The organism is Aeromicrobium sp. S22 (assembly GCF_009661045.1).
Taxonomy (GTDB): Bacteria; Actinomycetota; Actinomycetes; order Propionibacteriales; family Nocardioidaceae; genus Aeromicrobium; species Aeromicrobium yanjiei.
In genome coordinates, this window is the sequence record NZ_WJWV01000001.1 from 336,007 (window position 1) to 352,591 (window position 16,585).

13 protein-coding genes are annotated in these 16,585 nt (G+C 69.9%); 10 read left to right on the forward strand and 3 right to left on the reverse strand.

The genetic code is table 11. From position 1 onward, the window contains the following. Position 1 precedes the first annotated feature (1 nt). Positions 2-2,257: an MMPL family transporter gene (locus tag GEV27_RS01680; protein ID WP_153654686.1), complete on the forward strand. Its 2,256-nt coding sequence runs from the start codon at positions 2-4 to the stop codon at positions 2,255-2,257. A 76-nt stretch (positions 2,258-2,333) separates the two neighbouring features. Here GEV27_RS01680 and GEV27_RS01685 read toward each other — a convergent pair whose 3' ends face one another. After that, positions 2,334-2,819, reverse strand: coding sequence for a hypothetical protein (locus GEV27_RS01685; protein WP_153933303.1), 486 nt, complete (start codon positions 2,817-2,819; stop codon positions 2,334-2,336). Next, positions 2,816-3,427, reverse strand: coding sequence for a hypothetical protein (locus tag GEV27_RS01690; RefSeq protein WP_153933304.1), 612 nt, complete (start codon positions 3,425-3,427; stop codon positions 2,816-2,818). The genes GEV27_RS01685 and GEV27_RS01690 overlap by 4 nt, the downstream gene beginning before the upstream one ends. Before the next feature lie 152 nt (positions 3,428-3,579). Here GEV27_RS01690 and dnaK point away from each other — a divergent pair, with 152 nt between their 5' ends. From dnaK to GEV27_RS01735, 9 genes are all read left to right on the forward strand, one after another. Further along, positions 3,580-5,424 (forward strand): molecular chaperone DnaK, encoded by a 1,845-nt coding sequence (gene dnaK / locus GEV27_RS01695; protein ID WP_153654683.1) that lies wholly within the window; start codon positions 3,580-3,582, stop codon positions 5,422-5,424. Beyond that, positions 5,421-6,020: a nucleotide exchange factor GrpE gene (locus GEV27_RS01700; protein WP_309221975.1), complete on the forward strand. Its 600-nt coding sequence runs from the start codon at positions 5,421-5,423 to the stop codon at positions 6,018-6,020. Before dnaK ends, GEV27_RS01700 begins: the two co-directional genes overlap by 4 nt. A gap of 21 nt (positions 6,021-6,041) precedes the next feature. Then, positions 6,042-7,184 (forward strand): molecular chaperone DnaJ, encoded by a 1,143-nt coding sequence (dnaJ, locus tag GEV27_RS01705; RefSeq protein WP_153654681.1) that lies wholly within the window; start codon positions 6,042-6,044, stop codon positions 7,182-7,184. Beyond that, a complete protein-coding gene (locus GEV27_RS01710; protein ID WP_153909860.1) occupies positions 7,184-7,594 on the forward strand; it encodes a heat shock protein transcriptional repressor HspR in 411 nt (136 codons plus the stop codon). The genes dnaJ and GEV27_RS01710 overlap by 1 nt, the downstream gene beginning before the upstream one ends. Before the next feature lie 99 nt (positions 7,595-7,693). Further along, the gene (locus GEV27_RS01715; protein ID WP_153909861.1) at positions 7,694-8,170 is read left to right on the forward strand and encodes an RDD family protein; all 477 of its coding nucleotides are present in this window, start codon (positions 7,694-7,696) and stop codon (positions 8,168-8,170) included. A 63-nt stretch (positions 8,171-8,233) separates the two neighbouring features. Continuing rightward, on the forward strand, positions 8,234-9,256 hold the full coding sequence (locus GEV27_RS01720) for an SPFH domain-containing protein (RefSeq protein WP_153933305.1): 1,023 nt from the start codon (positions 8,234-8,236) through the stop codon (positions 9,254-9,256). Continuing rightward, positions 9,253-10,143, forward strand: coding sequence for a hypothetical protein (locus GEV27_RS01725; RefSeq protein WP_309221976.1), 891 nt, complete (start codon positions 9,253-9,255; stop codon positions 10,141-10,143). Before GEV27_RS01720 ends, GEV27_RS01725 begins: the two co-directional genes overlap by 4 nt. A 74-nt stretch (positions 10,144-10,217) precedes the next feature. Then, positions 10,218-13,598, forward strand: coding sequence for a pyruvate carboxylase (locus GEV27_RS01730; RefSeq protein WP_153933306.1), 3,381 nt, complete (start codon positions 10,218-10,220; stop codon positions 13,596-13,598). A 206-nt stretch (positions 13,599-13,804) separates the two neighbouring features. After that, positions 13,805-14,881, forward strand: coding sequence for an acyl-CoA desaturase (locus GEV27_RS01735; protein ID WP_153933307.1), 1,077 nt, complete (start codon positions 13,805-13,807; stop codon positions 14,879-14,881). A 107-nt stretch (positions 14,882-14,988) separates the two neighbouring features. On the opposite strand, the gene GEV27_RS01740 is transcribed toward GEV27_RS01735, so the two are convergent. Continuing rightward, positions 14,989-16,521 carry an AMP-binding protein gene (locus GEV27_RS01740; protein ID WP_309221977.1) on the reverse strand — a complete coding sequence of 511 codons (1,533 nt, stop codon included), beginning with the start codon at positions 16,519-16,521 and terminating at the stop codon, positions 14,989-14,991. Positions 16,522-16,585 lie beyond the last annotated feature (64 nt).

The following is a 16,585-nucleotide window of genomic DNA, read 5'->3' on the forward strand; positions in this document are numbered from 1 at the left end:
CATGGCTTGGTATCTCTATCGACTCGGACGCTGGTCGTTCCGGCGCCGTCGGATCGTCATCTCGTTCTGGATCGGCCTGCTCCTGCTGATGGGGGTTGCCTCGACCACGCTCCAGGGCAAGACCTCCGACACGTTCACGCTGCCCGGCATCGAGTCGGTCGACGCGTTCGAGCTGATCAAGGAGCGCACGCCTGACGCAGCCCCGGACGGCGCGACCGCGCGGGTCGTCTTCCAGGCGCCGGAGGGCGAGAAGCTGACCTCCGCGGACAACAAGAAGGCCGTGGCCGAGTCCCTCGCCGCGATCGACTCCAAGAACGTCGTGGGCGCGACCGACCCGTTCGAGACCGGGACGGTGTCCAAGGACGGGCGCACCGCGTACTCGACGGTGTCGTACGCCACGCAGTCGATCGACCTGACCGACGCCGACAAGGAGGCCCTCGAGAAGTCACCCGAGGTCGCCGAGGAAGCAGGCCTGAAGGTCGCGATCGGCGGCGACGCGCTGCAGGAGATCCCCGAGCAGGGGCTCACCGAGCTGCTCGGCGTCGGCATCGCGATCATCGTCCTGCTCATCACGTTCGGGTCGCTGCTGCTGGCCGGCATGCCGCTGCTGACCGCGCTCATCGGCGTGGGCATCGGCGTCACCGGCATCACCACCGCGACCGGCTTCATCGACCTCGGCTCCTCGACGCCCACCCTCGCCCTGATGCTGGGACTTGCGGTCGGCATCGACTACGCGCTGTTCATCACCTCCCGCTACCGCCACGAGATCCACGTCGGACGCTCGCAGGAGGAGGCGGCCGGTCGCGCCGTCGGCACCGCGGGCTCCGCGGTGGTCTTCGCCGGGCTCACAGTCGTGATCGCCCTGGCCGGCCTGTCGGTCGTCAACATCAACTTCCTGACCCAGATGGGCCTGGCGGCCTCCGCGACCGTCGCGATCGCGGTCCTCATCGCCCTGACGCTGCTTCCCGCCCTGCTCGGGGCCGCCCGCAAGCGGACCGGCTGGGGCAAGGTGCCCTTCATCAAGGCGCCGGATCCTGAGGACGAGACGGTGGGGACGACCGCTGGACGTCGCTGGGCCGACCTCATCACCAAGCACCGCATCAAGGCCCTCGTCGGCGGTCTCGCCGTCGCCGGTGTGGTCTCGATCCCCGTCGCGTCGATGCAGCTCGCACTGCCGGACGACGGCACGGCCGCCGAGGGCACCGGTCCCCGCGTGGCGTACGACCTGATCGCGGAGAACTTCGGCGCCGGCACCAACGGTCCGCTGCTCGTCGTGGTCGACACGAAGGGGGCCGACGACCCGGCCGAGGCGGTCGACCTGGCCGCCCAGAAGGTCCAGGGCATCGAGAAGGACGTCGCTGCCGTCGTCCCGCCGACGCCGGACCCGGCGGACGAGAAGGCCGTCGCGGCGTACGAGGCGCAGCTCGAGGGGGCGCAGTACGCCACGATCACCGTGATTCCCAAGAGTGGACCGTCCGACGCCGACACCCAGGCCCTGGTCGACGACATCCGCGAGGCCGTGGGCACTGTCGAGGCCGACACCGGCGCGACGGTGTACGTCACGGGACAGACCGCCGTGGGCGTCGACATCTCCGAGGAGCTTGCCAAGGCGTTCCCGAAGTACCTGCTGGTCGTGGTCGGGCTCGCGTTCATCCTGTTGATGATCGTCTTCCGCTCGATCCTGGTCCCGATCAAGGCGGTCCTGGGCTTCCTGCTCTCGGTCGGCGTCTCGCTCGGAGCCACCGTCGCGGTGTTCCAGTGGGGCTGGGCCGCGGACCTGCTCGGCGTCGACACCTCCGGCCCGGTGCTGTTCATGCTGCCGCTGCTGCTGACCGGCATCCTGTTCGGCCTGGCGATGGACTACGAGGTGTTCCTGGTGTCCCGCATGCGCGAGGAGTTCGTCCACGGCCGCCCGGCCAAGGAGTCGGTCGTGTTCGGCTTCCAGTACGGCGCTCGCGTCGTCACGGCGGCCGCAGCGATCATGATCGGCGTCTTCGGCAGCTTCGCCCTCGGCGACGAGATCATCATCAAGTCGATCGGCTTCGGCCTCGCGGTCGGCGTGCTGGCGGACGCGTTCCTGGTCCGCATGATGATCGTCCCGGCGTTCATGGCGCTCATGGGCGATCGCATGTGGTGGCTCCCGCGCTGGCTCGACAAGGTGCTGCCGAACCTCGACATCGAGGGGGAGTCGCTCGCCCGCCACACGGGTGACTCGGTGGCCGGCACGACGCCCGAGCGGGAGCGCATCAGCTCCTGACAGGTGCCCGCACGAGACAGCGGCGCCCCCACCCTCGACGGGTGGGGGCGCCGCTGTCGTGACGGAACCGGCCGGATCAGTCCTCGGTGTACTCCGCGAGGTCGCCCTGCGACTCGCGGATGTACGTCCGCTGCATCTTGACGTCCAGCTCGGCCACCATGTGGGCGATGATCGTGGCGATGAAGTCGTTGACCCGCGCCTGCAGGCGGGGGGTGGCCTCCGGGTGGATCTCGGCGAGGGCCACCGGGAGCGTGAGCTCGGAGTCCGAGCGGGTGACGACGAACGCGGGATCCTCGCCGCCGTCCGCCACCGGCCACACCGCGACCCGCATGTCCTCGGTGACGCCGGGGTGATCACGAGCCGTCGCGGTGACGAGCGTCGTGACGCAGCCCGACGGCGGCATCACCAGTCCTTCAGGCGCCGTGTGGGTGCCGTCGTCGCTGGTGTCGACGACGATGTCCGCCAGGTGCGCGATCTCTCGCGTCACCTGGCGGTCGGTCGTCTCCCACAGCACCGCAAGGATCCTGCGGGCGAGGTCGTCCGAGCCGGGCAGCTGGGTCATGCAGACCAGGTCCAGGTGCTCAGGACCGAGCCGGCGATCTTGTCGCGATCGGCCTTCGACACGTCGGTGCTGTGCGAGAACGTGACGACGTACAGGGCGCCCTTGCGCAGCATGTAGTACTGCTCGGTGAGGTTCTTGTTGCCGTTGAGCTCCTGCGACATCGAGATGTGCGCGGCCGACTCGCCCGCGACCGTCACGGACTCGTTGGTCTTGACGTCCCGTGCGCCCTGCTTGGTCAGCTCGTCGCCGAGGTTCTTGCTGAGCTCCTCGATGGTGACGCCGGTCGGGGCGGGGGACTGGCGCAGGACGTTGATGTTGTCGGCGAAGCCGTCCTTGTCGTCGCTGTCGACCGCGAGGCTGTCGAAGTCAAAGCCGGCGGGCTTGTTCTTCGGCGTCTCCCAGCTGTCGGGGACCGAGTACGTGTAGTCGGTGCCCTTGATCGTGGGGCCGTCCGCGGGCGGGGCGTCGAATCCGGTGGCCTTCTCGCTCTTGCTGGAGGACGAGGAGGAGGACGAGGAGTTGTCGGAGCTGTCGCTGCTGCCGCAGGCGCTGAGGGTCAGGGTGGCCATGAGGGTGAGTGCCGCTGCGCGGCGGGAGAAGGTGCGCATCTGTGAAAACTATCGGTAGACGTCGTGGGCAGTGGAATACGGGTGCCTCGGACGGGGTTGATAAGATCAGACTCAAGTCAGTTGACACACATTCTTGAAGTCACCCCGACAGACCCCACAGCAACGAACCACCCACAGCAGGAGGACACACCATGGCAAGAGCGGTCGGAATTGACCTGGGCACGACGAACTCCGTCGTCGCCGTGCTCGAAGGTGGCGAGCCCACCGTCATCGCGAACGCCGAAGGCGCTCGCACCACCCCCTCGGTCGTCGCATTCGCCAAGGACGGAGAGGTCCTGGCCGGCGAGGTCGCCAAGCGCCAGGGCGTGACCAACGTCGATCGCACGATCCGTTCGGTCAAGCGTCACATCGGCACGGACTGGACCACCGAGATCGACGGCAAGACGTTCACGCCGCAGCAGATCTCCGCCTTCATCCTGCAGAAGCTCAAGCGGGATGCGGAGGCGTACCTCGGCGAGGCCGTGACCGACGCGGTCATCACCGTCCCGGCGTACTTCAATGACCACCAGCGTCAGGCGACCAAGGAGGCCGGTGAGATCGCGGGCCTCAACGTCAGCCGCATCATCAACGAGCCGACCGCGGCCGCCCTCGCGTACGGCCTGGACAAGGCCGACGACCAGACGATCCTCGTCTTCGACCTCGGCGGCGGCACGTTCGACGTGTCCCTGCTGGAGATCGGCGACGGCGTCATCGAGGTCAAGGCCACGAGCGGCGACAACCACCTCGGTGGCGACGACTGGGACGAGAAGATCGTCGACTGGATCGTCACCCGCTTCAAGAGCAGCACCGGCCTGGACCTGACCAAGGACAAGATGGCCATGCCGCGTGTCCGTGAGGCCGCCGAGCGCGCCAAGATCGAGCTCTCGAGCTCGTCGTCGACCTCGATCAACCTGCCGTACATCACGGTCGACGCCGACAAGAACCCCGTGTTCCTCGACGAGACCCTGACGCGCGCCGAGTTCGAGAAGATCAGCTCGGACCTGCTCGAGCGCACCAAGGCCCCGTTCCACAACGTCATCAAGGACGCCGGGATCAAGGTCAGCGACATCGACCACGTCGTGCTGGTCGGCGGCTCGACCCGCATGCCGGCCGTCTCCGAGGTCGTCAAGGGCCTGACCGGCGGCAAGGAGCCCAACAAGGGCGTCAACCCCGACGAGGTCGTCGCTCTCGGCGCGAGCCTGCAGGCCGGCGTGCTCAAGGGCGAGGTCAAGGACGTCCTCCTGCTCGACGTCACCCCGCTGAGCCTCGGCATCGAGACCAAGGGCGGCGTGATGACCAAGCTCATCGAGCGCAACACGACGATCCCGACCAAGCGGTCCGAGGTCTTCACGACGGCCGACGACAACCAGCCGTCCGTCGCGATCCAGGTCTACCAGGGCGAGCGCGAGATGGCGGCGGGCAACCAGCTGCTGGCCACGTTCGAGCTGACCGGCCTGCCCCCGGCGCCGCGTGGCGTGCCGCAGATCGAGGTCACCTTCGACATCGACGCCAACGGCATCGTCAACGTGTCCGCCAAGGACCGCGGCACGGGCAAGGAGCAGTCGATGACGATCACCGGCGGCTCGGCCCTGTCCAAGGACGACATCGACAAGATGGTCAAGGACGCCGAGGCGTACGCCGAGGAGGACCGCAAGCGTCGCGAGGCCGTCGAGACCCGCAACCAGGCCGAGTCTCTCGCGCACACCACGGAGAAGTTCCTCTCCGAGAACGGCGACAAGGTCGGCGACGACGTCAAGGCCGAGGTGCAGGCTGACCTCGACGCGCTCAACGAGTCGCTCAAGGGCGAGGACGCGGACGCCATCCAGGCGGCCGTGACCAAGCTCGGTGAGTCCAGCTCCAAGATGGGCGAGGCGATGTACGCCGCGGCTGCGGCCGACGCCCAGGCTGCCGGCACGGACGCGCCCACCGCGGACGCCGGCGATGACGACGACGTCGTCGAGGCCGAGATCGTCGATGACGAGGACGACAAGAAGTGACGGAGCCGGGAACCGACTCGGTCCCCGAGCAGGAGTCGACGCCGGCTGAGGAAGCTCAGCCGGCGGAGACGCCGACCGAGCCGACACCGGAGCAGCAGCTGGCCGAGCGGACGCTCGACCTGCAGCGGCTCCAGGCGGAGTACGTCAACTACAAGCGTCGCGTCGACCGTGACCGTGAGCTCGTCCGTGCGCAGGGAGAGGCTGCAGTCCTGCAGTCCCTCCTGACCGTGCTGGACGACATCGGTCGCGCGGCCGAGCACGGTGAGCTCGCGGGCGGCTTCAAGGCTGTCGCGGACTCGCTGCAGGCAGCGGTGGCCAAGCACAAGCTCGAGGCGTTCGGCGCCAAGGGCGAGGCCTTCGACCCCGCGCTGCACGAGGCGGTGTTCCACGCCGGGGAGTCGACCGAGGTCGACACCACGACGATCGACACCGTGATGCGCACCGGCTACAAGATCGGCGATCGCGTGATCCGGCCCGCAACGGTCGGCGTCGTCGATCCGGCCAGCGACGCGGCAGCGCCCTCGGCACCTGCCGAGGACGCATCGGCGGAGGCTCCCGCAGCGGAGTCCGCGACCGACGCCGACGACAACCAGTAGCAACGGAAGGAGGGGTGGCAGATGGCAGCGAGTGACTGGGCGACCAAGGACTTCTACAAGGTCCTCGGGGTCAAGAAGGACGCGAGTCAGGACGAGATCAAGAAGGCGTACCGCAAGCTGGCTCGTGAGAACCACCCCGACTCCAACCCCGGCAACCAGGCCGCCGAGGAGCGCTTCAAGGAGGTCTCCGAGGCGTACGCCGTGCTCTCGTCCAAGGACAAGCGCAAGGAGTACGACGAGCAGCGCAGCATGTTCGGGCAGTTCCGCGGCGGCCCGGGGGGATTCGGTTCCGGGGGCGGCTTCCGCCCGCCGGGCGGAGGCGGCACCCAGGCCGACTTCGACATGTCGGACCTGTTCGGCGGCCTCTTCGGAGGCCGCGGACGGGGCCGGCAGCGTCCCCCGGGACGCAAGGGTGACGACCTCGAGACCGAGGCGACGATCACCTTCGAGCAGGCCGTCGACGGGGCGACGCTCCCGTTGCGGATGACCAGCGACGAGCCCTGCACGACCTGCCACGGCACGGGGGCGCGACCGGGCACGACGCCCAAGGTGTGCCCGAAGTGCCAGGGCAGCGGCATGGTGACCGGCGCGTCCGGCGGCGTGTTCGCCATGACCGAGCCGTGCGACCTGTGCCGTGGCCGGGGGCTCATCGTCGAGCACCCGTGCGACACCTGCCACGGCTCCGGGCGTGCGCCCACGAGCCGCACGCTGAACGTCAAGGTGCCTGCGGGCGTCAAGGACGGTCAGCGCATCCGGCTCAAGGGCAAGGGCGGCAAGGGTGACAACGGCGGGCCGAACGGGGACCTGTTCCTGCTCGTGCACGTCGAGCCCCACCGGCTGTTCGGGCGCAAGGGTGATCACCTCACGATCACGGTGCCCGTGACCTTCGACGAGGCCGCGCTGGGCGCTCAGATCCAGGTGCCCACCCTGGACGGGCCGCCGGTCCGGATCAAGGTGCCCGCGGGCACGCCCACGGGTCGCACGTTCCGTGCCAGCGGCAAGGGCGCCACCACCAAGAACGGCGGTCGAGGCGATCTGCTCGTGACCGTCGAGGTGCAGGTGCCCGCCGAGCTGTCGGACGCGGAGCGGGCTGCGGTCGAGGCCTTCCGTGAGGCACGCGGCGCAGGCTCCCCGCGTGACGGGATGTTCGAGGCGGTGTCGTGATGTCGACGGACTCGCAGAAGTCGGCGGCCCAGGGGGCGGGATTCCAGCCCCCTGGGCCCGAGGCGAAGGTGTTCGTCATCAGCGTCGCGGCCGAGCTGTCCGGGCTCCACCCGCAGACCCTCCGCACGTACGACCGGCTGGGCCTCGTCGCCCCCGGGCGCACGGGCGGGGGTGGCCGGCGCTACTCGTTGCGTGACATCGAGCTCCTGCGCACGGTGGCTCGACTGACCGCCGAGGGCCTGGGCCTCGAGGGCGTCAAGCGCGTGATCGAGCTGGAGAACCAGGTGCTCGCGCTGCAGGAGAAGGTGGCCGAGCTGCAGGCCGAGATCGCGCAGTCGAAGCTGCCGCAGAACCTGCCGGCCCGCGTGTCCGGCAACCAGGTCGTCATCTGGCGCCAGCGGCGTCGCTGAGCTTCGTGACAAGACGACACCGATAGCCGCAAACGTCGTACGGGCAGGGCGTCGCGTCGCTACCTTGTGGGTCGACATCGTCGACCACCAGGAGAACCCATGACCGAGCCGTACCCGACCTCGCCGCAAGCCCCTCAGGGTGCTTCCTCCGGCGGCCTCGCCAGCTGGGGATCGCGCGTCGCCGCGACCATCATCGATGTGTTGCCGCCGTTGGCCGTCGCGATCGTCCTCACCTTCGTGTTCGGCAGCACCGAGACGTCGGACGGTCAGGCCTCGTTCGAGCTGAGCGGCCTGCCGTTCGTGCTCAACCTGCTCTTCGGCCTGGGCTGGCTGCTGTACAACACCGGCGCCATGCAGGGTCGCACCGGACAGTCGCTGGGCAAGAAGGTCATGAAGATCGCGCTGGTGGGTGCGGCCACGCGACAGCCGGTCGGTTTCGGGCTCTCGATCGCTCGGTCCTTCCTCCACATCCTCGACGCGATCCCGTGCTACATCGGATTCCTGTGGCCGCTGTGGGACAAGGAGAACCGGACGTTCGCCGACATGATCCTCGACACGCGCGTCGTCAAGGCCTGACGCGAGCCGGACGGGGGGAGACAGGCAGACTGTCCCCCGACCGTCCGACTCCCGAGGGGAACCATGGCAGACATCACCCGACGACCTTTCGTCCACCACCTGCGCTCGGACCCGACGTCGTTCGTGCTGCAGCTGCGCGACGGTGCCGTGATGCGCTCGGGCGCGGGCGTCTCGTTCTGGTTCCGGCCCAGCACGGCGGCCCTCGCCGAGGTCCCCATGGACGACCGCGAGCAGGCGCTGATGTTCCAGGCGCGGACGTCGGACTTCCAGGTCGTGTCGGTGCAGGCCACCGTGACGTACCGGGTGTCCGAGCCCGTCGTCGCCGCGACCCGCATCGATTTCGGCATCAACCCGCGCTCGGGCGAGTGGAACGCCCGTCCGCTCGAGCGCCTGGGCGGCCTGCTGACCGAGCTCGCGCAGCAGCCCGCGCTCGAGTACCTCGCCGGCATCACGATGGCCGAGGCTCTCGCCCACGGCATCGGACCTGTGCGGCAGCAGGTCGCCGACCAGCTCGCGAACGACCAGCGACTGATCGAGCGCGGGCTGTCGGTGACCGACGTCCGGGTCGTCGCCATCCGCGCGGAGGCCGACCTGGAGCGTGCGCTGCAGACGCCGACCCGCGAGGCGGTGCAGCAGGAGGCCGACCGGGCCACGTTCGAGCGCCGAGCCGTGGCCGTCGAGAACGAGCGGGCCATCGCCGAGAACGAGCTGACCAACCAGATCGAGCTCGCCCGGCGCGAGGAGGAGCTCGTTGCCCAACGGGGACAGAACGAGCGCAAGCGGGCAAGTGAGCAGGCGGAGGCCGACCGCATCGCGACGGTCGCCAAGGCCCAGCGCCAAGGATTGATCGCGGACGCCGATGCGGCCCGGACGCGGCTGCTCGGCGAGGCCGACGCGACTGCGGAGTCGGCGAAGTTCGCCGCGTACGGTGACGTCGACCAGGACAAGCTGATCGCCCTCGCCCTGCGTGAGCTGGCCGCCAACCTGCCGCCCATCACGCACCTCAGCATCACCCCGGAGCTGCTGGCGCCGCTGCTGACCCGGCTCGGCGACGGGCAGGGGACGACGGCTACGGCGTCCGAGTGAGTCTGCGGCCCCGCGCGGTCGTGGTCCACCGCCGCTCGGAGTACGAGGACCTGGTCGCGCGTCACGGCACGCACGGCCAGGCGGAGTTCTTCCTGTCCTCGCGCGGCCGGGACATCGGCGACGTGGAGCGGCGCCATGCTGCGCTGATGGCGGCACGCGCCGCGACCTCGGCGGCGATCCCGGTCGAGTGGAGGCGCGTCGAGGTCGAGCGCGACGAGCTGGACCGCTTCGTCTTCGGCCCCGAGGACGTGGTGATCGCGGTCGGCCAGGACGGACTGGTCGCCAATGTCGCGAAGTACCTCAGCGGGCAGCCCGTCGTCGGCGTGAACCCGGAGCCGCAGTGGAATCCGGGGGTCCTCGTGCCGCACGCGCCCGAAGCGGTGGGCGCCGTGCTGACGGCGCTCGGCCGCGGCGCCGGGGTGCTCGAGGAGCGCACGATGGTCGAGGCCGTGACGGACGACGGCCAGGAGCTGCGCGCGCTCAACGAGCTCTTCATCGGTCACCCGAGCCACCAGTCCGCGCGCTACGTGATCCAGGCCGAGGGACGCCAGGAGCGACACTCGTCCTCGGGCATCCTCGCCGGCACGGGGACCGGGGCGACCGGCTGGCTGCGATCGAGCTGGCAGGAGCGGCGAAGCGAGCTCGCGCTGCCGCAGCCGACCTCGCCCGAGCTGTGCTGGTTCGTGCGCGAGCCGTGGCCCTCCCCGGCGACGGGCACGAGCTTCACCGAGGGGATCGTCCCCGACGCCGGCTCGCTCGTCGTCGCCGTCGAGTCCGACCGGCTGGTGTGCTTCGGTGACGGCATCGAGGCGGACTCGATGTCCCTCTCGTGGGGCCAACGCCTCACGATCCGTCGGTCGGGGCGCCGGCTGCTGCTCGTCCGCTGAGGCCCTGGGGCCGCGAGGCGCGACGACCGGCCGTTACATTGTGGACTCGGACCCTCTGAGCAAGGACGCCCCCGTTGTTCCACAAGATTCTTGTCGCCAATCGCGGGGAGATCGCGATCCGCGCGATCCGCGCCGCGCACGAGCTCGGCGCGCAGACCGTCGCGGTGTTCCCCTACGAGGACCGCGGCTCGGAGCACCGGGTACGCGCCGACGAGGCGTACGAGATCGGCGAGCGGGGGCACCCCGTGCGGGCCTATCTCGACCCCGAGGCGATCGTCGCGGCAGCGGTGGCGGCCGGGGCGGACGCGATCTACCCGGGCTACGGCTTCCTGTCCGAGAACCCCGATCTCGCGGAGGCGTGCGAGCAGGCCGGCATCACCTTCATCGGTCCCGCGCGCGAGGTCCTGGAGCTGACCGGCAACAAGGCGTCCGCGATCGCCGCCGCCCGGGCCGCCGGCGTGCCCACGTTGACGTCGGTCGAGCCGTCCGCGGACGTCGACGAGCTGATGGCGAGCTCGGACGCGCTGACGTACCCGTTGTTCGTCAAGGCGGTGGCCGGAGGTGGCGGCCGCGGCATGCGCAGGGTCGACGACCCGGCGCGGCTGCGGGAGTCGATCGAGGCGGCGATGCGTGAGGCCGACGGGGCGTTCGGTGATCCCACCTGCTTCATCGAGGAGGCGGTCGTCGACGCCCGGCACATCGAGGTGCAAGTTCTTGCCGACTCCGTCGGCTCAGTGGTTCATTTGCGGGAGCGGGACTGCTCGGTGCAGCGGCGACACCAGAAGGTCGTCGAGATCGCGCCCGCGCCGCACCTGCCGGCCGAGGTCCGCGAGGCCATGTGTGCCGACGCGGTGCGGTTCGCGGAGTCGATCGGCTACTCGTGCGCGGGCACGGTGGAGTTCCTGCTCGGCGCCGACCACCGCTACGTGTTCATCGAGATGAACCCGCGGATCCAGGTCGAGCACACCGTGACCGAGGAGGTCACCGGCGTCGATCTCGTGCAGGCCCAGATGGAGATCGCGGCCGGCGCGACGCTCGCCGACCTCGGCCTCGACGACCAGTCGACGATCACCGCGCGGGGCTTCGCCCTGCAGTGCCGGATCACGACCGAGGACCCGGCCAACGGCTTCCGCCCCGACACCGGCACGATCACGGCGTACCGCTCGCCGGGAGGTCCGGGCGTACGCCTCGACGGCGGCACGGCGTTCACCGGAGCCGTGGTCAGCCCGCACTTCGACTCGATGCTGTCCAAGCTGACGTGCCGGGGCCGTGACTTCGAGGCCGCGGTGACCCGTGCCGAGCGAGCACTGGGCGAGTTCCACGTCAGCGGGGTGTCGACCAACATCGGCTTCCTGCAGGGCCTCCTGGCCGATCCGGACTTCCGGGCCGGGCGCGTCACGACGTCGTTCATCGAGGAGCACCCCGGGCTGCTGGAGGCGCACGGCGCCGCGGACCCCGCCGGCAAGATCTTGTCCTGGCTCGCGGACGTCACGGTCAACAAGCCGCACGGTCCCGCGCCGACGACCGTCGACCCTGTCTCCAAGCTGCCCGAGGTGGACCTCGGGGCCCCGGCTCCGGACGGGTCGCGGCAGCTGCTGGCCGAGCTCGGGCCCGAGGGATTCGCCGCCGCCTTGCGCCAGCGCGACACCGTGGGCGTGACCGACACGACGTTCCGCGACGCGCACCAGTCGCTGCTCGCCACCCGGGTGCGGACCCGCGATCTCGTGCAGGTCGCACCATACGTCGCACGGCTGACGCCGCAGCTGCTCTCGATCGAGGCGTGGGGCGGAGCAACGTACGACGTGGCGCTGCGCTTCCTCAACGAGGACCCGTGGGACCGGCTGGCGGCGATGCGCGAGGCGGCCCCCAACATCTGCCTGCAGATGCTGCTGCGGGGGCGCAACACGGTCGGCTACACGCCGTACCCGACCGAGGTCACCGACGCCTTCGTCGCCGAGGCGGCAGCGACGGGTGTCGACATCTTCCGCATCTTCGACGCGCTCAACGACGTCGACCAGATGCGGCCCGCGATCGAGGCGGTGCGCGCGACCGGGACGGCCGTCGCCGAGGTCGCCCTCTGCTACACCGGCGACCTGTCCGATCCGGGTGAGACGCTCTACACGCTCGACTACTACCTCGACCTCGCCGAGCGCATCGTCGACGCCGGAGCACACGTGCTGGCGATCAAGGACATGGCCGGGCTGCTGCGTGCACCGGCCGCGCGGACGCTCGTGCGTGCCCTGCGCGAGCGCTTCGACCTGCCGGTGCACCTGCACACCCACGACACGCCCGGCGGGCAGCTCGCAACCCTCGTCGCGGCGATCGAGGCGGGAGTGGACGCGGTGGACGCCGCGTCGGCTGCGCTGGCCGGCACGACGTCGCAGCCGCCGATGTCGGCCCTCGTCGCGGCGACCGACCACTCCGACCGTCCGACCGGTCTCGACATCGAGGCCGTCAACGCCCTCGAGCCGTACTGGGAGGCGACCCGCCGCCTCTACGCGCCGTTCGAATCGGGTCTGCCCGCCCCGACCGGACGGGTCTATCGCCACGAGATCCCCGGCGGTCAGCTGTCGAACCTGCGCCAGCAGGCCATCGCGTTGGGCCTGGGCGAGAAGTTCGAGCAGATCGAGGACATGTACGCCGCGGCCAACGACATCCTCGGCGACATCGTCAAGGTGACCCCCTCGTCCAAGGTCGTGGGCGATCTCGCCCTGCACCTCGTCGCGGTGGGGGCCGACCCCGCGGCGTTCGCGCAGGACCCCGCGGCGTTCGACATCCCGGAGTCGGTGATCGGCTTCCTGTCCGGCGAGCTGGGCGACCCGCCCGGCGGGTGGCCCGAGCCGTTCCGCACCAAGGCGCTGCAGGGCCGGTCGGTCAAGGCGCGGGTCGAGGAGCTGTCGGACGAGGACCGCGCGGGCCTCACCACGGATCGTCGCCACACGCTCAACCGGCTGCTGTTCCCGGGGCCCACCCACGACTTCGACCAGGCGAGGGTCGAGTTCGGCGACCTGACCGCCGTGCCCACCGAGGCGTTCCTCTACGGCATGCGGGCCGGGGAGGAGACCGAGGTCGAGGTGTCCGAGGGCAATCTGCTGCTGTTCGGCGTCGAGGCGATCGGCGACGCCGACGAGCGCGGCGTCCGCAACGTGCTCGGCACGATCAACGGCCAGCTCCGGCCGACCCAGGTGCGCGACCGATCCGTCGACTCCAAGGTCGCGGCCGCCGAGAAGGCCGACACCGGCAACCCGCGCCACGTCGCGGTGCCGTTCGCGGGCGTCGTGCACGCGCTCGTGGCCGAGGGCGACGTCGTCGAGGCCGGCCAGGTCGTCGCGACGATCGAGGCCATGAAGATGGAGGCGTCCATCACGGCCGCCCACGCCGGCACGGTCGCGCGGCTCGTGATCGCCGAGCCCCGCCAGGTCGAAGGCGGAGACCTCCTGCTCGTCCTGGACTGACCGCCCCGGATTCCCAGGAGAACCCCGGAATCCGTCACGTCCCGCCGGGCGCAACCTGTGGTCGCCGCAGGATTCCGGGGTTCTCCTGGGAATCGGCCGCTGGGCGCGCAGCCTTCCCGGATGCGTGCCAGAGTGGTCAACACGTTGCCAGTCAGTGGCGTCCAGCCCCCGGCGGTCCGTGATGAGCACCCCAGAAGGGGGCGCACATGACCCAGGAGCTCCAGACCGGCCCGGCGCCGAGCGAGCGGTACGTGAGTCGCTACGCCGAGCTGATGAAGGCGGTCCGCGACGAGGGACTGCTCGAGCGCAGGCGCCTCTACTACTGGTGGCAGATCGGCGCGCACGTCGCGGCGTTCTTCGCGATCTGGGTCGCCTTCTTCGCGCTGGGCAACTCATGGTTCCAGCTGGTGCTGGCGGCTGCGCTGGGCGTCATCGTGACGCAGTTCGGCTTCCTCGGCCACGACGCCGCCCACCGGCAGATGTTCACCTCCGCGAAGTGGAACTCCTGGACAGCCCGCATCCTTGCGGGCGGATTCGCCGGGCTGAGCTTCGCGTGGTGGCGGGCGAAGCACAACATGCACCACAAGGGTCCCAATCTCGAGGGCTACGACCCCGACATCGGGCCGGGTGCGATCGCCTTCACGCCCGGCATCGTCGCGCAGCGCACCGAGGGATTCGCCGGCTGGTTCGTCAAGCGCCAGGGGTGGCTGTTCTTCCCCCTGCTGACGCTCGAGGGGCTGAACCTGCATGCCGAGAGCATCCGCGCGGCCCGCGACAAGACCTCCAAGCAACCGTGGCGCCGGGTCGAGCTGTTCCTGGTCGTGACCCGCCTGACGGCGTACGTCGCGATCTTGCTGACGTTCCTGCCCCTGGGCAAGGCCCTGGCCTTCTTCGCCGTCCAGATGGCGGTGTTCGGCTTCTGCCTCGGCGCTTCGTTCGCGCCGGCGCACAAGGGGATGCCGATCATCCCGCCGGAGATGAAGCTCGACTTCCTGCGCCGCCAGGTGATGGTGTCGCGCAACGTGCGGGGCAATCCGGTCGTCGACTGGGCGATGGGCGGGCTGAACTACCAGATCGAGCACCACCTGTTCCCCAACATGCCGCGCTGCAACCTGCGCAAGGCGCAGCCGCTCGTACGCGCCCACTGCGAGGCGCAGGGCGTCGACTACCTGGAGGTCGGGCTCTTCCAGTCGTACGGGATCGTGATCGACTACCTCAACAACGTCGGCATCCGGGCGCGCGATCCCTTCGACTGCCCCCTCGCCGCCCAGCTGCGCGGCTGAGCCCGACGGGTCGCAGATTCCCAGGAGAACCCCCGAAGCTGACGTCTCACCCACGTCGTGACGGGTGATCGGTGACAGGTTCCTGGGTTCTCCTGGGAATCGGCGGGTCAGTTGACCTGGCGGTCGGCGTCCTTCCAGAACTCCTGGCGGAGCTTGAACTTCTGCAGCTTGCCGGTCGCGGTGCGGGCCAGCTCGTCGCGGAACTCGATGCGCTTGGGGCACTTGTAGCCCGCGAGGTGCTCGCGGCAGTGCGCCACGAGGGCGGCCTCGTCGGTGGGCTTCTCGTCGGGATCGAGGACGATCAGGGCGGTGATCAGCTCACCCCACTTCTCGTCGGGGATGCCGATCACGGCGGCCTCCCTCACCGACGGGTGCGACATGAGGGCGTCCTCGACCTCGATCGAGGAGACGTTCTCGCCGCCGGTGATGATGACGTCCTTCTTGCGGTCGGCGATCGTGATGTAGCCGTCCTCGAACGTGCCGCCGTCGCCGGTGTGGAACCAGTTGCCGGCCTGGGCGTCGGTGGTGGCCTCGGGGTTCTCCCAGTACGACGCGAGGTTGTGGTTGGACTGCGCCAGCACCTCGCCCTGGTCGTCCACCATCATCCGGACGCCGACCGCGGGCGCGCCGGCCCGGCCAAGGTTGACCGCCTGCTGGTGCGGCTCCAGATCGTCCCACTCCGCGCGCATGCGGCTCATCGTGAGCAGGGGCGAGGTCTCGGTCAGGCCGTAGATCTGGATGAACTCCCAGCCGAGCTCCTCGCGGACGCGCTCGATCGTGCGGGTCGGCGGGGGTGCGCCCGCGACGATGATGCGGACGCGGTCACGTCCGGGCACCTCGCCCTCCCAGGTCTTGAGCGCGTCCAGCGCTGCCGTGACGACCGCCGGCGCGGCGCAGAGGTACGTCACGCCGTGACGCTCGATGCGCCGCAGGATCTCGGTGCCGTCGATCTTGCGGATGATGACGTGCTGCGCGCCCATGCCGGTCGCCGTGAACGGGTGGCCCCAGCCGTTGGCGTGGAACATCGGCAGCGTGTGCAGATAGACGTCGCGGTCCGAGACCGACGCCTGCCAGCCGAAGACCGTCGCGTTGAGCCAGTTGTTGCGGTGCGTGAGCTGGACGCCCTTGGGTCGCGCGGTCGTCCCGGACGTGTAGTTGATCGTGGCGGTCGCGTTCTCGTCGCCCTCCCACGGCTGCGGCTCCGCGGTCGATCCCCAGATCTTGTCGTCGTCCTCGCCGAGCACGAAGATCCGCTCGCAGTCGATCTCGTCGACGAGGTGGCGCAGCTCGGGATCGACCATCAGCACCTGGGCGCCGGAGTGCTCCACGATGTAGCGGATCTCGGCGACCGCGAGCCGGAAGTTGATGGGCACGAGGACGCGTCCCCAGCCCGAGACGCCGTAGAACGAGGTGAGCATGCGCGCCGAGTTGTGCGAGACGATCGCGACCCGGCCCCCGACGGGGACGCCCATCTCGTCGAGCGTCGCCGCCTGGGCGCGGGCTCGGCGGCCGAGCTCGGCGTAGGTGATCTCGCCCCACGACTCGGCGGGCTGGTCCGGCTCGTCGACCACCGCGACGCGGTCGGGATAGACCGTGACGGCACGGTCGAGGAAATCACGAACGGTCAGGGGGAAGTGCACATCAACCTCCGGGTATGGCGTGGGTCACGTCACCCCATAGTGCCCTGCCACTGGATGCGACAGG